General features: G+C 45.8%; 17 protein-coding genes. 7 read left to right on the top strand and 10 right to left on the bottom strand.

Going from position 1 to position 24734, the window contains the following annotated elements; genetic code table 11:
* The first annotated feature begins 3 nt into the window (after positions 1-3).
* Both R7O13_RS16605 and R7O13_RS16610 read left to right on the top strand, forming a co-directional pair.
* Positions 4-2412 carry a GH36-type glycosyl hydrolase domain-containing protein gene (locus R7O13_RS16605; protein WP_238843852.1) on the top strand — a complete coding sequence of 803 codons (2409 nt, stop codon included), beginning with the start codon at positions 4-6 and terminating at the stop codon, positions 2410-2412.
* 125 nt (positions 2413-2537) lie between these two features.
* The gene (locus R7O13_RS16610) at positions 2538-3950 is read left to right on the top strand and encodes a phosphoglucomutase/phosphomannomutase family protein (RefSeq protein WP_318304286.1); all 1413 of its coding nucleotides are present in this window, start codon (positions 2538-2540) and stop codon (positions 3948-3950) included.
* A 157-nt stretch (positions 3951-4107) separates the two neighbouring features.
* On the opposite strand, the gene R7O13_RS16615 is transcribed toward R7O13_RS16610, so the two are convergent.
* The 10 genes from R7O13_RS16615 to hrpB form a co-directional block, all read right to left on the bottom strand.
* Positions 4108-5139 (bottom strand): ABC transporter ATP-binding protein, encoded by a 1032-nt coding sequence (locus R7O13_RS16615; RefSeq protein ID WP_005380055.1) that lies wholly within the window; start codon positions 5137-5139, stop codon positions 4108-4110.
* Positions 5139-6764, bottom strand: a complete 1626-nt coding sequence (locus R7O13_RS16620; RefSeq protein ID WP_005386564.1) for an ABC transporter permease — start codon at positions 6762-6764, stop codon at positions 5139-5141. The genes R7O13_RS16615 and R7O13_RS16620 overlap by 1 nt, the downstream gene beginning before the upstream one ends.
* Before the next feature lie 99 nt (positions 6765-6863).
* The gene (locus R7O13_RS16625; protein ID WP_005386566.1) at positions 6864-7877 is read right to left on the bottom strand and encodes a Fe(3+) ABC transporter substrate-binding protein; all 1014 of its coding nucleotides are present in this window, start codon (positions 7875-7877) and stop codon (positions 6864-6866) included.
* 152 nt (positions 7878-8029) lie between these two features.
* Entirely contained in the window at positions 8030-9259 is a 1230-nt protein-coding gene (locus tag R7O13_RS16630; RefSeq protein ID WP_005386568.1) for an ammonium transporter, read from the bottom strand.
* Between the two features lie 27 nt (positions 9260-9286).
* Positions 9287-9625: a P-II family nitrogen regulator gene (locus R7O13_RS16635; protein WP_005386570.1), complete on the bottom strand. Its 339-nt coding sequence runs from the start codon at positions 9623-9625 to the stop codon at positions 9287-9289.
* Between the two features lie 188 nt (positions 9626-9813).
* The gene (locus R7O13_RS16640) at positions 9814-10182 is read right to left on the bottom strand and encodes a YacL family protein (RefSeq protein WP_262638698.1); all 369 of its coding nucleotides are present in this window, start codon (positions 10180-10182) and stop codon (positions 9814-9816) included.
* Between the two features lie 99 nt (positions 10183-10281).
* The gene (gene acnB, locus R7O13_RS16645; RefSeq protein ID WP_005380009.1) at positions 10282-12879 is read right to left on the bottom strand and encodes a bifunctional aconitate hydratase 2/2-methylisocitrate dehydratase; all 2598 of its coding nucleotides are present in this window, start codon (positions 12877-12879) and stop codon (positions 10282-10284) included.
* A gap of 268 nt (positions 12880-13147) precedes the next feature.
* Positions 13148-15478, bottom strand: a complete 2331-nt coding sequence (locus tag R7O13_RS16650) for a patatin-like phospholipase family protein (RefSeq protein WP_171344519.1) — start codon at positions 15476-15478, stop codon at positions 13148-13150.
* A gap of 122 nt (positions 15479-15600) precedes the next feature.
* Positions 15601-17973 (bottom strand): penicillin-binding protein 1B, encoded by a 2373-nt coding sequence (mrcB, locus tag R7O13_RS16655; RefSeq protein ID WP_318304290.1) that lies wholly within the window; start codon positions 17971-17973, stop codon positions 15601-15603.
* On the bottom strand, positions 17966-20434 hold the full coding sequence (hrpB, locus tag R7O13_RS16660; protein ID WP_318304291.1) for an ATP-dependent helicase HrpB: 2469 nt from the start codon (positions 20432-20434) through the stop codon (positions 17966-17968). Before hrpB ends, mrcB begins: the two co-directional genes overlap by 8 nt.
* 66 nt (positions 20435-20500) lie before the next feature.
* Here hrpB and sfsA point away from each other — a divergent pair, with 66 nt between their 5' ends.
* From sfsA to folK, 5 genes are all read left to right on the top strand, one after another.
* A complete protein-coding gene (gene sfsA, locus R7O13_RS16665; RefSeq protein ID WP_318304292.1) occupies positions 20501-21217 on the top strand; it encodes a DNA/RNA nuclease SfsA in 717 nt (238 codons plus the stop codon).
* 136 nt (positions 21218-21353) lie between these two features.
* Positions 21354-21800: an RNA polymerase-binding protein DksA gene (gene dksA / locus R7O13_RS16670; protein WP_005386584.1), complete on the top strand. Its 447-nt coding sequence runs from the start codon at positions 21354-21356 to the stop codon at positions 21798-21800.
* Between the two features lie 95 nt (positions 21801-21895).
* A complete protein-coding gene (gene gluQRS / locus R7O13_RS16675; protein WP_005386586.1) occupies positions 21896-22759 on the top strand; it encodes a tRNA glutamyl-Q(34) synthetase GluQRS in 864 nt (287 codons plus the stop codon).
* 102 nt (positions 22760-22861) lie between these two features.
* Positions 22862-24229 carry a polynucleotide adenylyltransferase PcnB gene (pcnB, locus tag R7O13_RS16680; RefSeq protein ID WP_005386589.1) on the top strand — a complete coding sequence of 456 codons (1368 nt, stop codon included), beginning with the start codon at positions 22862-22864 and terminating at the stop codon, positions 24227-24229.
* Positions 24226-24711, top strand: coding sequence for a 2-amino-4-hydroxy-6-hydroxymethyldihydropteridine diphosphokinase (folK, locus tag R7O13_RS16685; RefSeq protein WP_017635910.1), 486 nt, complete (start codon positions 24226-24228; stop codon positions 24709-24711). The genes pcnB and folK overlap by 4 nt, the downstream gene beginning before the upstream one ends.
* Positions 24712-24734: the final 23 nt, after the last annotated feature.

Genomic DNA, 24734 nt, shown 5'->3' on the forward strand with positions numbered 1-24734 from the left:
CAAATGAAATACGGCTATTTCGATAACGAGAATCGCGAATACGTCATCACTCGCCCTGACGTACCAGCACCATGGACCAACTACCTAGGTACTGAGAAGTTCTGTACGGTTATCTCGCACAACGCGGGTGGCTACTCGTTCTACAACTCTCCAGAATACAACCGTGTTACTAAATTCCGTCCAAATGCGACATTCGATCGCCCAGGACACTACGTTTACTTGCGTGATGATGAGACAGGTGATTACTGGTCAATCTCTTGGCAACCAGTTGCGAAGAGCCTAGACGAAGCAAACTACGAAGTTCGTCACGGCTTGTCTTACTCTAAGTTCAAATGTGAATACAGCGGTATTACCGCAACAAAAACTCTGTTCGTGCCAAAAGGCGAAGACGCTGAAATCTGGGATGTAGTGATTAAAAACACCTCTGACAAACCACGTACGATCAGTGCATTCTCATTTGTTGAGTTCTCATTCAGCCACATTCAATCTGATAACCAAAACCATCAGATGTCTCTGTACTCAGCAGGTACGGCTTACAATGAAGGCGTGATTGAGTACGACCTGTACTACAACACCAACGATTTCGAAGGTTTCTACTACCTAGCTTCAACATTTGATCCAGATTCATACGACGGTCAACGTGACAGCTTCCTTGGCCTATACCGTGACGAAGCAAACCCGCTAGCGGTAGAACAAGGGAAGTGTTTCAACACAGCACAAACGTGTTACAACCACTGTGGCTCTCTGCACAAGCAATTCACTATCCAGCCGGGTGAAGAAGTTCGCTTTGCTTACATTCTAGGTATCGGTAAAGGCAATGGTGACCGTCTACGTGCTAAGTACCAAGACCTTGCAGAAGTCGACAACGCATTTGCGGGTATCAAAGCACACTGGGATGAACGCTGTGGCAAGTTCCAAGTGAAATCACCAAACGAAGGTCTAGATACCATGATCAACGCTTGGACACTGTACCAAGCAGAAACTTGTGTGGTGTGGTCTCGCTTTGCTTCATTCATCGAAGTGGGTGGTCGTACTGGTCTTGGTTACCGCGATACAGCGCAAGATGCAATCTCAGTTCCTCACGCTAACCCAGCAATGACGCGAAAACGTATCGTTGACCTACTGCGTGGCCAAGTAAAAGCGGGCTACGGTCTACACCTATTCGATCCAGATTGGTTTGATCCAGAAAAAGCTGATGTTAAACCATCGAAATCCCCAACCGTAGTTCCAACACCTTCTGATGAAGACAAAATTCACGGCATCGAAGACACTTGTTCCGATGACCATCTATGGCTAGTTCCAACCATCTGTAAGTACGTGATGGAAACCGGTGAGCACAGCTTCTTCGACGAAGTGATCCCTTACGCCGACGGTGGCGATGCAACGGTTTATGACCACATGAAAGCCGCGCTAGACTTCTCGGCTGAATACGTAGGTCAAACCGGTATCTGTAAAGGTCTGCGTGCAGACTGGAACGACTGTCTGAACCTAGGTGGTGGCGAATCTTCAATGGTGTCGTTCCTACATTTCTGGGCACTGCAGGAGTTCATCGACCTAGCGAAATACCTAGGTAAACAAGCCGACGTTGAAAAATACACGGTGATGGCAGCAAACGTTCGTGAAGCGTGTGAAACCCACCTTTGGGATGACGAAGGCGGTTGGTACATCCGTGGTCTGACGAAGAATGGCGACAAGATCGGTACTGCGCAACAAGCGGAAGGCCGAGTACACCTAGAGTCAAACACACTTGCGGTACTTTCTGGTGCGGTATCTCAAGAGCGCGGCGAAAAAGCGATGGACGCTGTCGATGAGAACCTGTTCTCTGAATACGGCCTTCACCTAAACTCACCATCTTTTGCAACACCGAATGATGATATCGGCTTCGTAACTCGTGTTTACCAAGGCGTAAAAGAGAACGGTGCGATATTCTCGCATCCAAACCCATGGGCTTGGGTAGCTGAAGCGAAACTGGGTCGTGGTGATCGTGCAATGAAGTTCTACGATGCGCTAAACCCATACAACCAGAACGACATCATCGAAAAACGTATTGCAGAACCATACTCATACGTTCAGTTCATCATGGGTCGTGACCACCAAGACCACGGTCGTGCAAACCACCCATGGTTAACAGGTACGTCAGGCTGGGCTTACTTCGCTGTTACCAACTTTATTCTTGGTGTGCGTACAGGCTTCGATGGCCTAACTATCGATCCATGTATCCCAACGAACTGGCCTGGTTTCGAAGTGACTCGCCAATGGCTAGGAGCAACGTACAACATCAAAGTCGTTAACCCAGACTCAGTAAGCAAAGGCGTTAAGTCGATTACCGTGAACGGTGAAGCTGTAAATGGTGCCTCTGTCCCAGTTCAAGCGGAAGGTTCAGTAAACGAAGTTATCGTTACTCTAGGTTAATCATCTTTTGGGGGAGTCCTTCTCCCCTTTTGATTTATCCGGTGCATTTATGTTTTACAAGTGCATCGGTTCGCTAGCAAAGATTTAAGACGCGGTGGGATGCCGCTCTTATCGAGGATCGAATCATGATCAAATTTGGTACAGGCGGTTGGCGTGCATTTATCGGTGAGGAGTTCACTAAAGATAACGTACGCTTGGTTGCCCAAGCAGTTGCAAACATCACGAATAACGAATCGGTTGCTGATCGCGGTTTTGTGATTGGCTATGACCGTCGTTTTCTTTCCGATAAAGCAGGTCGTTGGTTCGCTGAAGTTCTAGCAGCAAACGGCATTGTGGTCAGCTTTATCGACAAATTTGTCCCAACACCTATCGTAATGTTTAAAGCGAAAGAAATGGGCTGCGCATACTCGGCATGTATTACCGCATCACACAACCCTGCCGATTACAACGGCATTAAAGTCTTCATTGAAGGCGGTCGTGACGCAGATGAAATCATCACCCAAAAAATCGAATCACAAATAGACGCGCTCACTGCGCAAGATGTAAAAAGCGTCGACTTTGAACAAGCGGTTGAAGATAAGCTGATTGAAATCATCAATCCGATGAACGAATTCGTTGACTCAATCATCGACTTTATCGACATCGAAGCGATCAAGAAGGCGAATTTACGTGTTTTGATCGACCCAATGTTTGGTGTCGCGAAAAACGCACTGCAAACCGTATTAATCAACGGCCGCTGTGACGTTGATGTGATTAACGATGGCAAAAACCCAGATTTCGGTGGCTTAATGCCTTCGCCAAGCGCTGCAACACTCTACCGTTTGATGCACCTAGTGAAAGAGCAAGGTTACGATATTGGCATCGGTACTGATGGCGATGCGGACCGTCTTGGTATTATCGACGAAAAAGGTAACTTCATTCATCCAAATGAAGTGCTACTGCTGCTTTACTACTACCTACTTGAATACAAAGGCTGGAAAGGCTCCGTGGTACGTAACATCGCAACCACCCACCTTCTCGATAAAGTCGCCGAAGATCATGGCGAGAAATGCTTTGAGGTTCCTGTAGGCTTTAAGCACATCAGCTCCCAAATGGAAGCGGATGACTCACTGATTGGCGGGGAAAGCTCTGGTGGCCTAACCATTCGCGGCCACATCAAAGGTAAAGACGGCGTATTCGCATCAAGCCTATTGGTAGAAATGATTTCAGTAACCGGCAAGAAGCTGTCTGAGTTGCTGGATGAAATCTACGGCAAGTACGGCTATGCCTACATGGCAGAAGGCGATTGCAAGTTCAAACCAGCGCAAAAAGACGTACTGTTCAACAAGATTTATGTTGAAAAGCAGTTGCCTGAGTTTGAGCTTGAAATCGAAAAAGTCAGCTATGAAGATGGTGCGAAAGTCTACTTCAAAAACGGCGGTTGGATCATCGCTCGCTTCTCTGGTACTGAGCCACTGCTACGAATTTTTGCAGAGATGCAAGATAAGGACACTGCGGAACGTGTTCTTCAACAGTTTAAAGACTTCTTGTCTTTATAACTGAACCTTGTGCCCGCTTCGAGCACTATGATGAGAGTCGACGCTGTCTGAAAAGGCGCTCATCAACAGGAGAAGAGCACTTGCCCGGCCCCACTGCCGGGCTTTTTTATTGTATGTTGGAAAGTCGTAAACGAGATAGCAAAGATACTCAGGACCGTTAAGCAAATGCCAGGACGCCTTGCGTTTCAATTTTCACCGCGACGGACTCACCTATATTTAATGCTTGCGAAGCTGTAGCTAACAAACGGTCACCATTCGCGTTAATCACATAACGGCAGTGATCACCCATAAAATGCTGTTCCAATACGGTTACCGAACTATCTTCATCGGATTGAATTTGCACATGCTGCGGTCTTAGCAGTAAAGAGCACTCCGCCTGTACTGGAATATCTTGTTGAGCCGTGGCTTCAACCACGCCCAAGTGGGTTTCATATTCTGAATTCGAAACTCGTTTAGCAGCAAGGTAACTGCCACCACCTAAGAAATCAGCGACAAATTTACTTGAAGGTTGGTAGTAAAGCTCAGATGCTGTGCCATATTGCTCGATGACTCCATTGTTCATCACTGCCATTTTATCGGCGAAAGCAAAAGCCTCTTCACGGCTATGCGTAACAAAAATGGCAGTCACACCTTGGGCCTTAAAAATCTTACGGATCTCACTTATCAACTCATGGCGAACTTGCGTATCAATATTAGAAAACGGTTCATCCAGTAACAGTAAGTCTGGGCTGTAAGCTAATGAGCGAGCAATCGCAACACGCTGCTGCTGTCCACCAGACAATTGATGAGGATAACGATCGCCATAACCTTGAAGATGCACGAGTTCTAACATCTCTTGAACTTTGGCATTTTTCTCTTTTGTCGAGCACTGCTTTAAGCCAAAGGCAATGTTTTGCTCCACCGTCAAGTGAGGAAAAAGTGCGTAATCTTGGAAAATCATCCCTATATTACGCTGTTCTGGCGGCAACCAGTTTTCCCCATCATCAATTGTGACGCAATTTAGACTCATTTCGCCTGACGTTAACGGCAATAATCCCGCAACGGCCTTTAATAGTGTTGTTTTCCCACAGCCACTAGCTCCTAGCAAACAGACAATCTGCCCTTGTTCTACCTCAAGAGACAATGATTCGAGTACGGTTTGATCATCATATTGGCACGTTAGGTTTTTAATTGATAATGCACAGCTCATCAGTGATTTTGCTCCAGTGAACGGTTAACAACAACAAGCGGGATCAACCCAACAAGAACCAACAGGACCGCTGGTAAAGCGGCCAATTCTAAATGCTCATCCGAGGCGAAGTTATAAACGTATGTGGCTAGTGTTTCAAAGTTAAACGGACGAAGTAACAAAGCCGCATTGAGCTCTTTCATTGACTCGATAAACACTAATAAAGCCGCAATCAGTGCACCGCGCTTAACCAGCGGAAAGTGCACGCGCCACAGCATGGCATTGGGCTTACAACCCATAGTGCGCGATGCCATATCTAACGACGGAGAAATTTTATTTAAATTACTTTCGATACTACCAATCGCTACCGCGGAAAAGCGCACAACCATGGCAAATACTAGTGCGAACATGGAACCAGAAAAGATAAGTCCCGGCCTTCCCCACTCCATGGCTTTAGCAACGTCGTTGACACGATGATCCATAAACAGCACAGCGACCATCACACCGATGGCTAGTACCGTTCCTGGTACTGCATAGCCCATAGAAGAAAGACGCATAAATGCCAAGCTTTCTCGTTTACCATTGACTCGATGGGTAAAGTTAACGATCAGTGCGACAGCAACACCAATAATCGCAGCAATAACAGACACAACTAAGCTATTCCATGCGTATTCACGAAACTCTGAGGTCCAACTCTGTGCAAAATAAGTGATCGCATAATCAATCAGCTGTAGTAGCGGCAAAATAAACGCGACCGAAACCAAGCCCCAGCACCAAACTAGTGCGGTCCACTTTTTCCAGCCCGTCAACTCGTAACGAAAATCTTCGTGACTGTTAAATTGGCTTTGAAAAAGCTTTTGTTTACGGCGGCTGTATCGTTCGGCACTAAGAAGCAGTACTACAATGACGAGCATCATGGCAGAAATCTTGGCTGCCGCATTAAGATTAGAGTACCCCAACCAAGTATCGTAGACCGCTGTGGTTAACGTATTCACCGCGAAGTAACTTACCGTACCAAAGTCACCAATGGTCTCCATTGCGACCAATGATAAACCCACTGCGATAGAGGGTCTTACTAACGGCATCGAGATGCGCCAAAAACTTTCCCATGGAGAGCACTTGAGCAAACGCGCGCTTTGCAATAAAGAGACATTTTGCTCCATAAACGCAGCCCGGCACAATAAATACACGTAAGGATACAACACCAAAGCCAACACAAAGGTCGCACCAGGCAACGTACGAATGTCAGGGAACCAATACTCGCCAGGTCCCCATCCGGTTACATCACGCAAAAAGATCTGAATCGGGCCTGCAAAATCAAACCAATCAGTAAAAATATAACCAATGATATAACCTGGCATTGCAAGAGGTAGTACCAATGCCCACTGCAACCATTTTTCGGTCGGCAGTTTACACATGGCCATTATCCAAGCGCTTGGAATACCAAGAATTAAGGACAGCACCATTACGCCAACAGTTAGCGCAACCGTGTTAAAAATATAAGTCGGCATGACCGTTGCCATTAAATGAGCAAACAAATCATCCGTTTCACCAATCGCGGTGTAGAAGATCGCTAAGATCGGCAAAACCAGTAGCAGAGTTATTACCCCACTACTGGTTTTCCATAAAGAGTGTTTATCTTTCATCGCCTAATTACTGCAAGGCTGTATGAAATACAAATGCTGTTGCAAATACATCTCATATCCTTTAATCAAATGGGGGTACTGTTATACCCCCACAAGGAATTAAAGGTCAAATTTCACTTCGTCTAATAGCTTAATTGCCGCTTCGTGGTTGGCTGCAATATCGTCTAGAGAAAGCTTGTCTGCTTTAAAGTCACCCCAAGATTCCACAAGCTCAGAACGCTTCACGCCTTCTTTAACTGGGTACTCATAGTTAACTTCTGCGTACATTTGCTGCGCTTTGTCACCCGTTAGGAATTCCATTAGCTTCACAGCATTGTCTTTGTTTGGAGAGTACTTCGCCATCGCCATACCAGAGATATTCACGTGAGTGCCTGTAGTCTCTTGGTTAGGGAAGTTGATGTAAACTGCATCAGCCCAAGCCTTTTGCTCTTTGTCGTTAACCATTTTACCTAGGTAGTAGCTGTTACCCAGAGAAACATCACATAGGCCTTCTTTGATCGCTTTAACTTGTGCACGGTCGTTGCCTTGTGGTTTGCGAGCAAGGTTTGCTTTCACGCCTTCCAACCACTCTTTGGTTTCTGCTTCGCCATTGTGAGCAATCATTGCTGAAACTAGAGAAACGTTGTACGGGTGCTTACCGCTACGAGTACAAATTTTACCTTTGAACTCTGGCTTAGCTAAGTCTGCGTAGTTGAAATCTGCGCCTAGTTTACCTACGCGATCACGTGATGAATAAACGCTACGAGAACGTAGAGTTAGAGCAAACCACTCATTCTCTTTATCTTGGTATTGAGCAGGTACGTTTTCTTCAATGATTTTGCTATCGACTTTCTGAACTAAACCTTTGTTTGTCAGTTCAGCTAGACGGCTGATGTCTGTCGTAAGAATAACGTCAGCAGGGCTGTACTCACCTTCTTGAGCTAGCTTTTCTGCTAAGCCTTTTTTAGCAAATTTTACGTTTACTTTGATGCCAGTTTCTTTAGTGAACTCATTGAACATAGGTTCAACTAGGAAAGGTTGACGGTAAGAGTAGACGTTCACTTCTTCAGCAGCCATTGCTGTTGGAGCTAGAGTAGCGCAAGTTAGTGCTGAAAGAGTTAGCAGTTTTTTCATTGTTTAATCCTTTACCATGCTAATGATAACGTTTATCAGTTGCGTTATTATATGTATGTTCAATAAGAAGACAATGACGAATATTAAAAAACCTGCTCATCGGAGCAGGTTTTATTGTGTTAAGTGTGTAACCATTTATTACAAGCTCATGATTATTTCACCGTAACAAACTCTGGGTAAGCACCAACACCACAATCATGCATGTCCATACCTTCCATTTCTTCATCTTCTGTAACGCGAATCCCAACGGTTGCTTTCAAGATTGCCCACACAACTAGGCTGGCACCAAATACCCAAGCAAAGATAACTACGGCACCTAAAAGCTGTGCACCAAACGTTGCATCACCGTTGCTCAGTGGCACTACCATTAGGCCGAAGAAACCACACACACCGTGAACTGAGATAGCACCTACTGGATCGTCAATTTTAAGTTTATCTAGAGCAATGATACTGAATACAACTAGTGCACCCGACACTGCACCAATCGCAACCGCGTACAGTGGTGATGGCGATAGAGGGTCTGCAGTGATGGCAACCAAGCCAGCTAGCGCGCCATTGAGAATCATCGTTAAATCGGCTTTACCCCAAGTAGTTTTACAAACGAATAGCGCCGCAATTGCACCGGCAGCCGCTGCTGCGTTAGTGTTTAGAAAGATCTGACCTACCGCTGTAGCATTCTCAAAATCTGAAACCATCAACTGAGAGCCACCGTTAAATCCAAACCAGCCAAACCAAAGGATAAAAGTACCCAACGTTGCCAAAGGCATGTTAGAACCTGGAATCGGATAAATTTCACCATTTTTACCGTACTTACCCTTACGCGCGCCAAGCAGTAACACACCAGCAAGAGCAGCAGAAGCACCTGCCATATGTACGATACCAGAACCCGCAAAGTCACTAAATCCAGCTTCTGCTAGGAAGCCTCCACCCCATGTCCAGTAACCTTCCATTGGATAGATAAACGCAGTTAAAATCGCAGAGAAAATCAAGAAAGACCAAAGCTTCATGCGCTCAGCTACCGCACCAGAAACGACGGACATGGCAGTTGCAACGAAGACAACTTGGAAGAAGAAGTCAGATTCTAAAGAGTGGTCGGCCCCTTCACCTTGAGTACCAATTAGCGTACCAAATGAAGGTAACCAGCCTCCTTCTCCATTATCGACATACATGATGTTATAACCGACGATCAGAAACATCGTACATGCGATGGCGTACAAACAGATGTTCTTCGTAAGAATTTCTGTTGTGTTTTTAGAGCGCACAAGGCCAGCCTCTAGCATCGCAAAGCCTGCTGCCATCCACATTACCAACGCACCGGAAATGAGGAAGAAAAAGGTGTCAAGTGCGTAACGTAACTCGGTTACTGTTGTTGTTAATTCCATAATAAGTATCTCCAATCCTTTGAATTCTTAAAGTGCTTCTGCGTCCATTTCGCCAGTTCGGATACGCACCGCTTGGTTCAGATCGTAAACAAAAATTTTACCGTCGCCGATTTTTCCGGTTTGCGCAGCTTTTGTAATTGCTTCAACAACACGATCTACATTGTCTGCGTGAGTCGCGATTTCAATTTTCACCTTTGGTAGAAAATCGACTTGATACTCTGCACCGCGGTACAATTCCGTGTGACCTTTTTGACGACCGAACCCTTTAACTTCTGATACTGTCATCCCTTCGATACCGACATCAGCCAATGCTTCTCGTACATCGTCTAATTTAAACGGCTTAATAATGGCATTGATTATTTTCATTGAGTTATCTCCGAAGCTTTCATCCTGAAACACTTCTTATAATCCAATCTACGTGCCAAGTTTTTAAGTTATTGAATAATAAAAACTAACCTCAATTTACATATCTATAAACAAAAAGGGCGCACCATATCGGTGCGCCCTTTTCACAAATTTAAAGCAACGGCAGAGAAGTTACCCAAAACTGTGCATTAAATGTTCAAAAAGTCTTTCCACTGTTCGATAAGTGCCATGAAATCCTCTATCCCACAACTTGCTGTACTTTCTGCATTGTAGAAGTCGAACTCACTTTCCATCTCGACATCATATTCATGGGCTAATGCGTTTTCTTGTATAAGAACTTCATCGCCCTGAATCATCAAGCTAATTTCCGTGCCTGTTAGGTTATGCTCCTGAGAAGGCGCTAAAAATGACTGCTCAATTAGCTTTTCAACTTGTGCAATCTTCATCGGTTCTTTGCCAATTTCTTCTTGCAACCAGCGCCCTACAATCTCATGTCCCATGCTACATTTTACGTAGTACTCGCCCATCAACGTGTTACGAATGAATTCAAATTCCACCGAGATTGCCTATTTCGTATCAATTTGGTGCGAGTATAGCGAATTGCTCCCATAAAAAAAGCACCTCATGTGAGGTGCTTTTGAATTGTGCATTTCTGATTATGCCGGCTCTTGGAAGATCACTTCGTCCGCTTTCTTGGTGTATTGATCCATTTTATGGAAGTTCAAGTAGCGGTACGTATCCGTTGCCGTAGCGTCGATTTGCTTCGCGTATTCTAGGTATTCTTCTTTGGTTGGAATCTTACCTAGAATTGCACCTACTGCAGCTAGCTCAGCTGACGACAGGTAAACATTCGCACCAGTACCCAGACGGTTCGGGAAGTTACGCGTTGAAGTCGACATTACTGTTGATTTATCTGCAACACGCGCTTGGTTACCCATACAAAGTGAACACCCTGGCGTTTCAATACGCACCCCTGCACGTCCGAAGATACCGTAGTAGCCTTCTTCAATCAGTTGGTCTTTATCCATCTTTGTTGGTGGCGCTACCCAAAGGCGCGTTGCTAACTGGCCATTGAACTTATCAAGCAATTTACCTGCTGCGCGGAAGTGACCGATGTTCGTCATACAAGAACCGATGAACACTTCATCAATCGCTGTGCCTTGTACTTCAGACAACAAACGAGCGTCATCTGGGTCATTCGGTGCACATAGTACTGGCTCATTGATTTCAGCCATATCGATTTCAATCACATGTGCGTATTCAGCGTCTTTATCTGCTTGCATCAGCTCAGGGTTTGCTAGCCACTCTTGCATTGCTGTAATGCGGCGCTCGATAGTACGGCGATCACCGTAGCCTTCAGAGATCATCCACTTCAGCATCACGATGTTAGAGTTTAAGTACTCTTCGATCGACTCTTGAGACAATTTCACAGTACAACCTGCCGCCGAACGCTCTGCAGATGCATCAGAAAGCTCAAATGCTTGCTCAACCGTTAGCGTTTCTAAGCCTTCAATCTCAAGGATACGGCCAGAAAATTCGTTGATCTTGCCCGCTTTTTCTACCGTTAGTAGACCTTGCTGAATCGCGTAGTAAGGGATGGCATGAACAAGATCACGTAGTGTGATACCCGGTTGCATCTCACCTTTAAAACGAACCAAGATTGACTCTGGCATGTCTAGCGGCATAACGCCTGTCGCAGCTGCAAAGGCAACCAAGCCCGAGCCGGCTGGGAATGAAATACCTAGAGGGAAACGAGTATGTGAGTCACCACCCGTACCGACAGTATCCGGTAGTAGCATACGGTTCAGCCATGAGTGGATAATACCGTCACCAGGACGAAGAGATACACCACCGCGGTTCATAATAAAGTCCGGAAGTGTATGGTGAGTGTTAACGTCTACTGGTTTTGGATAAGCCGATGTGTGACAGAAAGACTGCATGACAAGATCAGCAGAGAAGCCGAGACACGCCAAGTCTTTAAGTTCATCACGAGTCATAGGGCCTGTAGTATCTTGCGAACCTACTGTCGTCATTTTCGGCTCACAGTAGGTACCAGGGCGAATGCCTTCTACGCCACACGCTTTACCAACCATTTTCTGTGCAAGCGTGTAACCCTTGCCAGAATCTGCGATTTCACCAGGTTTGCGGAATACGTCCGAAGGCTCAAGACCTAGAGACTGGCGCGCTTTGTCTGTCAAACCACGACCGATGATCAATGGGATACGACCACCAGCACGAACTTCATCAATCAGTACTTCTGTTTTTAGCGAGAACTCAGCTAGAACCTCACCAGTTTCGTGGTTGCAAACTTTACCTTCATATGGGTAAACATCGATAACATCGCCCATGTTGAGCTTAGTTACGTCAACTTCGATTGGTAGTGCGCCAGCATCTTCCATTGTGTTAAAGAAGATAGGGGCAATTTTGCCACCAAGCACATACCCACCAGCTCGTTTGTTTGGAACGTAAGGGATATCATCACCCATAAACCAAAGCACTGAGTTGGTTGCAGATTTACGTGAAGAGCCAGTACCAACAACATCACCAACGTAAACCAATTGATGACCTTTGTCTTTTAACTCTTCAATTTGCTTGATCGGGCCAATAGTACCCGGTTGATCAGGGTTTATTCCTTCACGCTCGTTTTTAAGCATCGCCAGTGCGTGTACTGGGATATCAGGGCGAGACCAAGCGTCAGGTGCAGGTGAAAGGTCATCCGTGTTCGTTTCACCTGTTACTTTAAATACGGTTAGAGTGACTTTTTCTTCAAGCTTAGGCTTAGAAAGGAACCACTCAGCATCAGCCCATGATTGAAGTACTTTCTGTGCATGCGCATTGCCTGCTTTCGCTTTCTCTTCTACGTCATAGAAAGCATCAAACATCAGCAGCGTATGAGACAGCGCTTTTACTGCGATCTCTGCCAGTGCTTCATCATCCAATAGCTCAACTAGCGGTTCGATGTTGTAACCACCTTGCATAGTGCCTAGCAGTTCAGCCGCTTTTTCACGACTCACTAATGGTGATTTAACTTCACCTTTTGCTACTGCTGTTAGGAAACCCGCTTTTACATAAGCAGCTTCATCAACACCTGGAGGGATACGGTTTTCAAGTAGGTCAAGAATGACTTCTTCTTCACCTTGCGGGGGATTTTTCAGAAGTTCTACAAGTCCAGCAACTTGTTCTGCGTCTAGCGGTTTAGGAACAACTCCTTCAGCAGCACGCTCTTCGACGTGTTTACGGTAGGCTTCAAGCACGACTTTTTCCTCTCATTGCGGTTCCTCCTCTATTATTACTATTGTTAAAGTAAAGGAGTGAACATCCTTGGAAACTTGGCTCTCCATTGCCCTTGTTTTCATTCAATTATGATTGAGAAACAGCGCCGTAGAGGCCAAACTGTGGGCAAAATAATAGCAAATTTAACCTTAAATTAAAATCTTATCATTTTGACCAACATAGCAACTTACGACTAAAGTTCTGCTAATTTTGACCAAATATGCCAAGTTTTTGCTTTCTCATACCCGATTAATTAAACGATGTTCCTACGATCAAATACACAGCATCCAAATCTTGCTCGGTACGACCGTATGCCAACATTATTGGTCCTATTGGTGAGTCAACACCAAAGAAGATGGAGCCAGCATTGTAAAGCGGCGCTTCGTTTAGTTTCAGATCATTATCAGACCAAACACCGCCATATTCGACCGATGCGCCCAGGTAGACTGGAGCTTCAAACAACCCAAAATCATTATCAAACCACTTATATCGGTACACCAAACTGCTGAAAAATAAGTTCTGTCCGATCAGGCTATTTCTTGGGATTCCCGATAGGCTTAAGAAGCCGCCCAACTCTCTGGGATCAAGCGGTAAAGATGAGTTTTTACTCTCTACAAAACTATATTCAGCATGTCCGACTAAAGTATGACGCTGATGACTCACTGCACCTTTAAATCGTGCAGAGATTTCATACACGGTATCTTCAATAATTTTGTCAGTTTCTAAAAGGCTAACGCCTTGAGGACTTTGATCATGAGACACTAAATATTCGAGATCGACTAAAAGCCCACGAGTCGGAAATGCGAAATCATCAAGTGTATCTAGGCGATAATTGGCAAACAGGCCACGACGTTCAAAATCCAATTTACCAGCAGAAGCCAAAGTAGAAAGCTCAATATCTCCGGTTGAGTAGCGAGCGCCAAATCGAAGTTCTTGCCACAATGTGGGTTGGATACCTATCGCTAACTCTGTTGTAAAATCATCGTAAGTGACCGGAAAAAAGTCATTTACTGACTCTAAATCTGGTGCTTGAGGCTCTGTTAAAGGTAAGTTTCGGCTCTCACTACCATAGGAAATTCGCCCCGATACAAAAAGTTCTTGGCTAGATAAAACAGGGGAATACAACTCAGCTTCAATCAGCTTATCCGTGCCCATTTCTACGTTGAACGCCAACTCCGCGCCATGAGAGTTCAAGTTGGTAAAGTTGGTCGATATTCCTATGCCGTACTGGCTATCTGTATCGAAGTCATCTTCAAGAAAAAATCGGAAGTTGAGATAATTAGGCCCCCACGACTTCTCGTTAACATCAAAAACCAACAATGTCTCACCATCAACCTCTTCAAAGTGATAAGTGATGAGCTCGAACCGATCTAACGCGTAGAGGTTTTCAACGGCTTTCTCAATTTCGGCCGTTGAAATACGACGTCCGGTTTCTAATTCAATACGATTCGTCAACAGCACATCGCTGTAGTGCGTGTTATTAACAATCACTATGTCATCAACCACACGCTGATCGCCATAAATTAAAGTTTTACGAACTTCTTGTTTGCGATCGATGTATTTTTGATAGTCCGCATTGGACAAGCGCAACCCTTTCAGCTTGTCTTTTAACTGCTTGGTAATATCGTACCCAGCTTGAAAAGCCCAAGGCATTTTGTCGAACTCGACAGTTTCCATGGTGCCCACATTGGGACGAATATAGATATCTTGAGGTTCAAGCTCGTCCACTTGCTGTTGTGTACTACGACGAACGAGATAGTTAGAGAGTTGGTCCGCGACAGTAAACAGCCCCGTAAATTCATCTTCGGTTTTGTAGTCGGTGCTAATATCGACGGCAATAACGACATCAGCCCCCATGGCGCGAGCCACATCGACAGGCATGTTATTGACGACGCCGCCATCAACAAGCATATGGCCATTGAGCTTATAGGGAGGAAGCGCTCCTGGTACAGACATGCTAGCCATCATGGCGTCCACAAGGTAACCATTGCCCAGTACGACTTCTTCTAAGGCAAGAATATCTGTCGCAACAGAACGATAAGGAATGGCAAGATCATCAAAAGAATCGAATCGCCCTAAGTTCCCTGTAGTCTCACGCAATACTCGCAACATGTTCTGGCCTTGCACCACACCCGTTGGTGCTCGTACCTCACCGAACCTTAAGCCGAGGTCGGTATTAATTTGATAGCGGTCTTCATACTCTTTGTCACGAACTCGACGTTGGCTACGGTCAACACGATCTCGATAACCGCTGCCCCAATCGACGGTGTAGATAAAACTCTCGATTTCTTCAGCACTCATCCCCGTGGCATAGAGCCCACCCACATAGGCGCCCATACTGGTACCGGTCACAATATCCACAGGAATCTGCATTTCTTCCAATGCTTTTAAAACTCCAATGTGTGCCGCCCCTTTCGCTCCGCCACCAGCGAGCACAACCGCCACCTTTGGTCGAGGTTCCAAGTCATCCGTTTTTGTTAGAGAGTTTGCGAGGGAAACAGAAGGGGTGATCATCAAAAAGGTACTAACCCAAAGCGCAAAGTTGCGAACCGATGGGCTTGATAACAGCTTTTTGAACATTCACTTCTTCCTTTATTGAATATCTGATCAAGTAGGGCGTGCTAGCAGTACTGTACTAACACGCCCTAATATGTACTAAGAATTAATCAGATAAACAAGCTAATGTTGTTGATTTGGCGATGCTACCAATCAAATATGCTATTTAACCAGTTTGATTTCTTCTCACACTGTTGCTTTATCTGACCGGTTTTATCCCAAACCGGCAGTTTGTAATCACTACGGCAGTTCATTTCTAAACCTCCATCAGATGTAGGCTTGAACCCTAATGTGGTGATTTCTCTTGGCCATGGGAGCTCTAAGCGCTCAGGAATACGCTGCTTCAAGTACTCTGCGTACACTCGTAATGCACCACTCGACCCCGTTAGATTCACGGGTTTATTATCGTCGCGGCCTAGCCAAATTGTCGTCACCTCACGACCATCAACACCGACAAACCAACTATCGCGGTTGTCATTACTGGTACCCGTTTTTCCTGCCAATGCAGCCCAACCAAACTGGCTTTGTAAGAAGCGGCCAGTGCCTTGAGCAACCCCTTGTTTCATCGCGTAGGTCGTTAGCCATGCAGCTTGTTCATCCACGGCTCTTGATGAACGAGGCAAGGATTGATACAGCACATTACCTTCCATATCCATGACTGAGCGCAGAGCGGTCAGTTTTGCACGCTTACCTGAATTCGTCAGAGTCTGATACATCTGTGCGACTTCGAATGGCGTCAAAGAAAACGAACCCAAAAACATCGAAGGCACTGGGCGAATTTCGTCTTTGTTCACGCCCAAACGCTCTAAAGTATTGGACACTTCAGGAATGCCAAGTGCCATACCTAAGCGCACGGTTGGTACGTTAAGTGATTTCGCTAAAGCAATGTAAAGTGGCACATCACCACGATATTTTCTATCGTAGTTGCGCGGCGTCCACACGTTACCTTTACTGCTCTTCAGACTTAACGGCGTGTCGTGTAGCGTCGTGCCTAGGTTGTATTTATCCGGTTGTTCTAGAGCCGTTAAGTAAATCGCTGGTTTCACTAAAGAACCAATTGGACGACTGGCATTGAGCGCTCGGTTAAAGCCTTCATAACCGACACGTTTACCACCAACCATCGCACGGATTTCACCACTATGGCGATCAACGGCCACAGCAGCGGCTTCTAACTCTTTACCACCCCGTTTAGCTAGTTCTGGGATCTTTTTCGCGATAGCTTGTTCCATTTTGCTTTGCGATACTGGGTCCAGAGACGTAAACACGCGCAGTCCGGTCTCTGCTTTAAATCGCTCCCCAACTTTTTCTTTTAATTCAATGCTCAATTGTTGGAAATAAGCTGGCTGACGGCTCGCAATACGTGGCTTGCTTTGCGTATCGAGTGGACGACTTACAGCTTGTTCATACTGCTCTGAAGTCAACATGTTTTGCTGCATTAACAGGCGCAGAACGAGATCACGACGCTCTTTCGTTCTCTCAGGGTAACGAATTGGGTTGTAGTAAGACGGTCCTTTTACCATCCCAACTAACATCGCCAGTTGATCGATTCGCAACTCCTGAATTGGCTGCCCAAAATAGTAACGCGACGCCAAGCCAAACCCGTGGATCGCTTCACCTCCACTTTGACCTAGGTACACTTCGTTTAGGTAGGCTTCTAAAATACGATCTTTGCTGTAACGGTAATCCAAAATTAGCGCGATATACGCTTCTCGAACTTTACGCCACAGTGTTTTATCACGAGTCAAAAACAGGTTTTTTGCCAATTGCTGAGTCAGCGTACTACCACCTTGAACAGTACGACCCGCCTTAATGTTCGCAACCAATGCACGTGCAATCGCGAGCGGTGACACCCCGTCATGTTGATAAAAATCCCGGTCTTCGGTCGCAAGCAGTGCATCCACCAAAATTTCAGGGAACTGATCACGACGTAAGAAAAGGCGCTGTTCATCACGGTCTTTCTCCAGCATGCCCAACATCTTCGGTTCTAGGCGCAAGTAACCAAGGTCTCCTCGAGATTCTAAAGACTGAATACGTTGCAAACCGGAATCAGAGAAATGCAGCATAATGTGACGATCTGGCTCAGGACCATCGGCAAACTCGAATGGACGACGAATCAATTCAATCCGAGTGGAAGAAGAGGAATATTCGCCTGGGTAACGAGGTTGACTCACTTTACGGTAATTCAACACATCTAGCTCGTTGCGCAGTTCTTGGATGGTGATATTCTCACCAGGGCTTAGATTCAAGATACGGGCATAAACTACCGTTGGCAGCTCAAACAGCTGGCCTTCAAAGCGTTCTTTCACCACACTATCTAAGTAAATCCCAACAAACAGCAAAACAGCGGCAAGTGCAACGCCAGCTTTCCAGCTAAACGACCACAGAACTTTCAACCACGAACGTTTCTCGTTAGTCGTTTTTTTACTCGGCGTACGTCGAGTCTGTTTTGCGGTTCCTTTATTGGTTGTACTTTTCTTCGCTGGCGCTTTTTTCGCGCTAGGCTTCTTGCTGTCAGTCATTATTCAATTGTCTTTTTGTTTTCGTTGTTGCTACATGATTGGCAGGATCATCTGGCCAAACGTGTTTTGGGTAGCGCCCTTTCATCTCTTTTTGAACGTCTTTGTAGCTTCCGTTCCAGAAAGCCGCCAAGTCCGACGTTACTTGCAATGGACGTTGTGCCGGTGAAAGCAGTTCAAGCACCAAACGCTTGCGGCCAAGAGCCACCGTTGGGGAACCACTCTCCCCAAATACTTCTTGCATACGCACCGATAATATCGGCTCATGGCCATATTGGTAACGGATACGCTTCTTTGAACCTGTGGGCAGTTGGTAATGCTCAGGTAACCATTCATCCAGTTGTTGATTGAGTGGCCAACCTAATCGAGCATTAAGTGCTTCGACCAAGTTTATCTTGCTCAGGTCTTTAACCGAACTGACAGACGTCATGTATGGTTCTAACCACTCCTCTAATGAATCCAGCAAACTGGCTTCATCAAACATTGGCCATGACTGCTCAGGTAACCATTCCACCGCACAACGAATCCGAGCCAACAAGCTCTCCGCTGCCGGTGTCCAGTTTAGACTCTGTAAGCCCTGGCGGCGGACATACGTGAGTAAAGCTTGTGTCATTTTTTCTTTGCCCGGGCTTGGCAACGGCTCGCGTTCAACGACCAGCAGACCGAGTTTTGTTTGTCGCTCAGCTATTAGACGGCCTCTTTTTTCATCCCAGTCCACTACTTCTTCAGACGAAAATAGCGTATCAAAGGTCGTTCGCAATATATTGACATCCAATTCACATGCCGAATGAATTTGACTTGAATTAGAATGAGAACGCATTAAGTCAACGGCAACCAAATACTCACAGCCACCTAGCATGTCTTCCTGACGACATTCTGCACCATGACCATTAGCCAAAGTAAATCGCCCAAATTGATTTGTGCGCTGCTGTGCAATGCGATCTGGAAATGCCAAACTTAACACCAGCGGTAATGCATCTTCATCCACGCCTTTCAGGTCAAATACCGTATCCAATTTGTACGCCAGAGATTGAGCACGCTTGAACAACATCGACTTTTTTGGATGAGTACCAACAAGCCAACGATGCAAGCTATAAGCGATATTGGTAACATTTCTCTCTGGCTCTTCAATCAGTGCGACCGCCGCCAAAGCAGCATTTAACATCTTATCACTGTAAGATTGCGCTTTAATTAGCATCGCAGCCGCACGAGGCTCAACGCCTAGTTCATGCGCCTGTTTTCCTTCGGACGTTAATTGCCCTTTTTCCGTCAGTAGTCCCAATGACACCAATAGCTGCTTCGCTTGTTCCAATGACGCATTAGCGGGAACATCAAGCCACTTTAGATCGTGGATATCACTCGCTCCCCAAAAGGCAAGCTCCATAACTAAACTAGCTAAATCGGAATGCAAAATTTCGGGTTGGGGAACCAGCGGTTGCTGCTTGAACTGGTTTTCAGAATAAAGACGAACACAAATGCCCTCTTCTATTCGTCCCGCTCGTCCTGTACGCTGAATCGCTGAAGACTGTGCAATGCGTGTTTGCTCTAAGCGTGTTAAACCGTTTTTCAAATCAAAGCGGGCAATACGCTCTAACCCAGAATCAACGACGAGGCGAATGCCTTCAATCGTTAGTGAAGTTTCTGCAATGTTGGTCGCTAGAACGACTTTACGCTTACCTTGTTCTGCTGGCGTAATCGCTTTTTGTTGATCTGCAAAGCTCAGTTGACCATAAAGTGGGCATACGTCGATATCATCCGCTAAATGAGACAACCGCTCTTCAACTTGTTTTATGGCACCAACACCCGGTAGGAAAGCTAACAAAGATCCAGACTCTTTGTTCATAAGACTTTCTATTGTTTTTGCCATACTCGTAGGTAAATGCTCGTTCACACCTAACGGCTGGTAGCGCATTGCCACATCAAAGCTGCGCCCTTCAGATTCAATGTAACTGGCTTCCGGCAACAACGATTGTAATGCTTGTTGGTCAAGCGTTGCCGACATTACCACCAGCTTGAGATCGTCTCGCAATGCCTCTTGAACTTCTAAACTGAATGCCAAAGCGGTATCGGCATGAATGCTGCGTTCATGAAACTCATCAAAGATCAGTAGATCAACCCCATCCAGTTCAGGGTCAGTTTGGATCATCCTGGTCATGATCCCTTCGGTCACGATCTCCAGCTGCGTTGCAGAACTTACCTTTGCCTCGCCACGAACTCGATAACCCACGCGTTGACCAACTTGTTCTCCCAATTGCTCAGCAAGATAACGGGCAATGTTACGCGCTGCGAGTCGTCTTGGCTCAAGCATGATGATTTTTCCAGCAACCGAATGATTTAAGAGTAACTGCAAAGGGAAGTAAGTCGACTTACCGGCACCAGGCGCCGCTTTTAAGATCACTTGATGTTGATTTTTGACCGCCGTCAGCAACTCAGGCATCACGGCTTCAATCGGCAATTGTGACAAAGGAAATACCTTATGGTGTAATGGTGGCAACATTGTACATAAAAAATTTTTTGTCTAAATAAGCAAATGCATTTCACACCCGCTTTAGAGTCCGCCACTCTACTCAAACGTTATAAACGCTTTCTTGCCGATATCGAGCTCGATACTGGTGAAATCCGTACAATCCATTGCGCAAATACAGGTGCAATGACGGGTTGTGCAACGCCCGGAAACAAAGTTTGGTTTTCTACTTCCGACAACCCGAAACGAAAATACCCCAATAGTTGGGAGTTGAGTGAGACCGAACAAGGCCACTGTATTTGTATCAACACCGCGCGTGCCAATCAATTAGCCGTAGAGGCTATTGAAAATAATGTCATTTCAGAGCTTTATGGTTATGACACACTTCAAACTGAGGTGAAATACGGCAATGAAAATAGCCGAATTGATATCTTGCTCAGCGCAGACGACAAGCCAAAGTGCTATATAGAAGTGAAAAGCGTCACTCTTCTTGATGAGACCGACTCTACTGGACAAGGATACTTCCCAGATGCGGTCACGACTCGGGGACAAAAACACCTGAGAGAGCTCACAGAAATGGCACAAAATGGAAGTAGAGCCATACTTTTATTCACTGTTTTACATTCAGGTATTGAAAAAGTATCCGCGGCGCACCATATAGACGCGAAATATTCACTATTACTCAAACAAGCACAAGACGCTGGAGTGGAAGTTCTCTGCTACAAAGCTGAACTGAGCGATACTGGAATGAAGCTGATTTCCGCTATTGATTTTATCAATTAAGAGAAAAAATGATGTCGTCTTCACATTGACGATAACTTTGCGATTCAGTATTTGCTTGCACCGCCTCTTTTTGCTATAGATACCCGCCTTAAATTGACTGCGTAGCAGTTGACTAGGTGTAAGTAGGAGATGCTGTATGCCAGAATCAAAGAAGAAAACGATAGGCATCCTAGCCATTGCCGGCGTGGAGCCATATCAGGAAAAACCTGGTGAAGAGTACATGTCACCAGAGCAGGTTGAACACTTTACGAAAATCTTAACAGCTTGGCGCGACCAGCTAAGAGCTGAAGTGGATCGTACTGTTCACCACATGCAGGACGAAGCAGCAAACTTCCCAGATCCAGTTGACCGCGCCTCTCAAGAGGAAGAGTTCAGCCTAGAACTGCGTAACCGTGACCGCGAACGCCGTTTGATCAAGAAGATTGAAAAGACTTTGGATAAAATCAAAGAAGACGATTTTGGCTTCTGTGAGTCTTGTGGCGTAGAGATTGGCGTTCGCCGTCTTGAAGCACGTCCAACCGCTGACCTTTGTATTGACTGTAAAACACTTGCAGAAATCAAAGAGAAGCAAATGCAAGGTTAATCACCCAGCATTATGATTGTTGAAGGGAGCTCAGGCTCCCTTTTTGTTTTGGCTATCTTCGCACCCTATTTGTTTACTAAATTCGAGATACACGCATGACACGCTATGTAGGTCGATTCGCCCCATCTCCTTCTGGTCCACTGCATTTTGGTTCACTGATTGCCGCTCTTGGCAGTTATTTTCAAGCGAAAGCACAAAACGGAGCTTGGTTAGTACGTATTGAGGACTTAGACCCACCAAGAGAAATGCCAGGTGCAGCGCAACTTATCCTAGAGGCACTCAAGGCCTATCAGCTGCATTGGGATGGAGAAGTGGTATACCAGAGCGAACGTCACGACCTTTACCAAGCTCAAATAAACAAATGGCTCGAAAATGGGGAAGCCTATTATTGCCAATGTACTCGTAAGCAAATTAAAGAGCATGGCGGTTTTTATCCTGGCACTTGCCGCGATAAAAACTTGAAAGACGGCGCGATTCGCCTAAAAATGACCAAGCCTGTCGCTCATTTCCTCGACCAAAAGCGGGGAACCATTACTATTCCAGAGCAACTCGTTAATGAAGATTTCATTATTAAACGTCGAGATGGATTATTTGCTTATAATCTTGCGGTAGTATTGGACGACATCGACCAAGGCGTCACAGAAGTCGTGCGAGGTGCAGACTTAATCGAGCCGACAGGGCGTCAAATTAGCCTGTACCAAATACTTGGTCAGCCTGAAGTTAGCTACTTGCATTTACCATTGGCGATGGACAACAACGGCAATAAATTGTCGAAACAAAATCACGCGACGGCTATTGATATAGATACACCAAAACCTACTCTATTGCGCGCCATGACATTTTTAGGTTTCGAGATACCTGAAACCGTCAGGGCGGCCAACATAGAAGATATTCTTCGTTGGGGCTGCGAAAACTGGCGCTTGGAACAGCTTCCAGCAGAGATCGAGATCACACCGTGATTCTCAAATGGCATTGTGTAGGCTATCATTAGCCGCAAATTAGGCCCTAGAGGCGTATAAAACTAACCAAAGCAAGATTGGATTAAACCCAGTTATTGCCAGATGCACATGAATACAAACGACTATACACCAAGCGAACCTGCCACAATTCCAGAGCTCGCTCTCAATGTAATAACTCGTGAAGAGCACAACATTTCGCGTAAGCAGATCAGTGATAATGCGCTGAAGGTACTGTACCGCCTAAATGGTGCTGGTTTCGATGCTTTTCTTGTGGGTGGCGGGGTTCGAGACTTACTGCTTGGACAAAAACCAAAAGATTTTGACATTGCGACCAACGCAACGCCGGAACAGATCAAACAGCTATTTCGTAACTGCCGTTTGATTGGTCGCCGCTTCCGCTTGGCTCATATTATGTTTGGCCGAGACATCATTGAGGTTGCGACATTCCGTGGTCACCACCAAGAGCAAAAGAATAAGAGCATTTCTCAGCAATCAAAAGAGGGTATGCTGCTGCGTGACAACGTCTACGGCACCATCGATGAAGATGCTGAGCGCCGTGATTTCACGATTAACTCGATGTACTACAACATCGCAGATTACTCGATTCACGACTACGCACGTGGTATTGAAGATTTAGAAGATCGCCTAATTCGACTGATTGGTGATCCAGAAACACGCTACCGTGAAGACCCTGTGCGCATGCTGCGTGCGGTTCGTTTCGCGGTAAAACTAGACTTTGATATTGAAGAAGACACCGCAGCGCCAATCGAACACATGGCACCGTTGCTCGGTGACATTCCGTCAGCGCGTCTTTTTGAAGAGTCACTCAAATTATTGCAATCCGGTCATGGCTTAGAAACCTACCACCTACTGCGTGAGTACAACCTATTCCAGCAACTATTCCCGACGATTGCAGCGCACTTTACAGAAGATTACTCCTCTCACACTGAGCAGATGTTGGATCTTGTCCTAGATTCTACCGACATGCGCATCGAAGATGGGAAACGCATCAATCCAGCATTTATGTTTGCTGCAATGCTGTGGTACCCACTGTGTGCGAAAGCCGATGAACTGATGGAAGAGCGCAACTTAGGCCATTACGACGCCATTATGGAAGCGAGCAACATCATTCTTGACGAGCAAGTTCGCACAATTGCCATTCCAAGACGCCACACCGCAACCATTCGCGAGATTTGGCAGTTACAGCTTCGTCTTCCACGACGTAACGGTAAACGTGCATTCCGTCTTATGGAGCTCAATAAATTTAGAGCTGGCTTTGATTTTCTTGAAATGCGCGGTGAAATTGAAGGTGGTGACACTCAGAAGCTTGCCAAGTGGTGGGAAACTTTTCAAAATGCAGGCCGAGAAATGCGTCAAGCAATGGCTGCCGACTTAGACGGTCAATCACCGAAAACAGGCCAGCGCCGCCGTAAAACTTATCGCAAGAAAAAGAGTAAGCCCAAATCATGATTACAGCGTACATTGCGGTAGGCAGTAACTTGGCTGATCCTGTCAGCCAAGCAAAGCAAGCGATTGAAGCATTAAAAACGCTGCCTAAATCAGAGTTTGTTCAAGCTTCTTCGCTATACAGCAGCACGCCAATGGGGCCACAAAACCAACCGGATTACATCAATGCGGTTGTGTCTATTAACACCAGTTTGACGCCTATTGAATTGCTCAATTGCACACAAGCTATAGAGCAAGAACAAGGTCGTGTCCGTAAAGACGAACGCTGGGGACCAAGAACCTTGGACCTCGACATTGTGCTTTATGGCAATGAGGTGATTAATTCCGAGAGGCTGATCGTTCCTCATTATGGAATGAAAGAGCGTGAATTCGTACTCTACCCTCTTGCGGAAATTGCACCAAGTTTACAACTCCCTGATGGGACCGAGGTCTCTGAACTACTGGAACAAGTAGATAGAAACGGCCTCAGTATCTGGCAGTCATAGCCAACTCCTAGTAAGGATAAAAC

This window comes from Vibrio sp. Y176 (genome assembly GCF_033438945.1).

What these genes read in the sequence shown, in the direction of transcription:
- R7O13_RS16605 (WP_238843852.1), top strand. Translation starts at nt 4, where the DNA reads ATGAAATACGGCTATTTCGATAACGAGAATCGCGAATACGTCATCACT.
- dksA (WP_005386584.1), top strand. Translation starts at nt 21,354, where the DNA reads ATGCCAGAATCAAAGAAGAAAACGATAGGCATCCTAGCCATTGCCGGC.
- sfsA (WP_318304292.1), top strand. Translation starts at nt 20,501, where the DNA reads ATGCATTTCACACCCGCTTTAGAGTCCGCCACTCTACTCAAACGTTAT.
- R7O13_RS16635 (WP_005386570.1), bottom strand. Translation starts at nt 9,625, where the DNA reads ATGAAAATAATCAATGCCATTATTAAGCCGTTTAAATTAGACGATGTA.
- mrcB (WP_318304290.1), bottom strand. Translation starts at nt 17,973, where the DNA reads ATGACTGACAGCAAGAAGCCTAGCGCGAAAAAAGCGCCAGCGAAGAAA.
- gluQRS (WP_005386586.1), top strand. Translation starts at nt 21,896, where the DNA reads ATGACACGCTATGTAGGTCGATTCGCCCCATCTCCTTCTGGTCCACTG.
- folK (WP_017635910.1), top strand. Translation starts at nt 24,226, where the DNA reads ATGATTACAGCGTACATTGCGGTAGGCAGTAACTTGGCTGATCCTGTC.
- R7O13_RS16630 (WP_005386568.1), bottom strand. Translation starts at nt 9,259, where the DNA reads ATGGAATTAACAACAACAGTAACCGAGTTACGTTACGCACTTGACACC.
- pcnB (WP_005386589.1), top strand. Translation starts at nt 22,862, where the DNA reads ATGCACATGAATACAAACGACTATACACCAAGCGAACCTGCCACAATT.
- R7O13_RS16650 (WP_171344519.1), bottom strand. Translation starts at nt 15,478, where the DNA reads ATGTTCAAAAAGCTGTTATCAAGCCCATCGGTTCGCAACTTTGCGCTT.
- R7O13_RS16625 (WP_005386566.1), bottom strand. Translation starts at nt 7,877, where the DNA reads ATGAAAAAACTGCTAACTCTTTCAGCACTAACTTGCGCTACTCTAGCT.
- R7O13_RS16610 (WP_318304286.1), top strand. Translation starts at nt 2,538, where the DNA reads ATGATCAAATTTGGTACAGGCGGTTGGCGTGCATTTATCGGTGAGGAG.
- R7O13_RS16615 (WP_005380055.1), bottom strand. Translation starts at nt 5,139, where the DNA reads ATGAGCTGTGCATTATCAATTAAAAACCTAACGTGCCAATATGATGAT.
- R7O13_RS16620 (WP_005386564.1), bottom strand. Translation starts at nt 6,764, where the DNA reads ATGAAAGATAAACACTCTTTATGGAAAACCAGTAGTGGGGTAATAACT.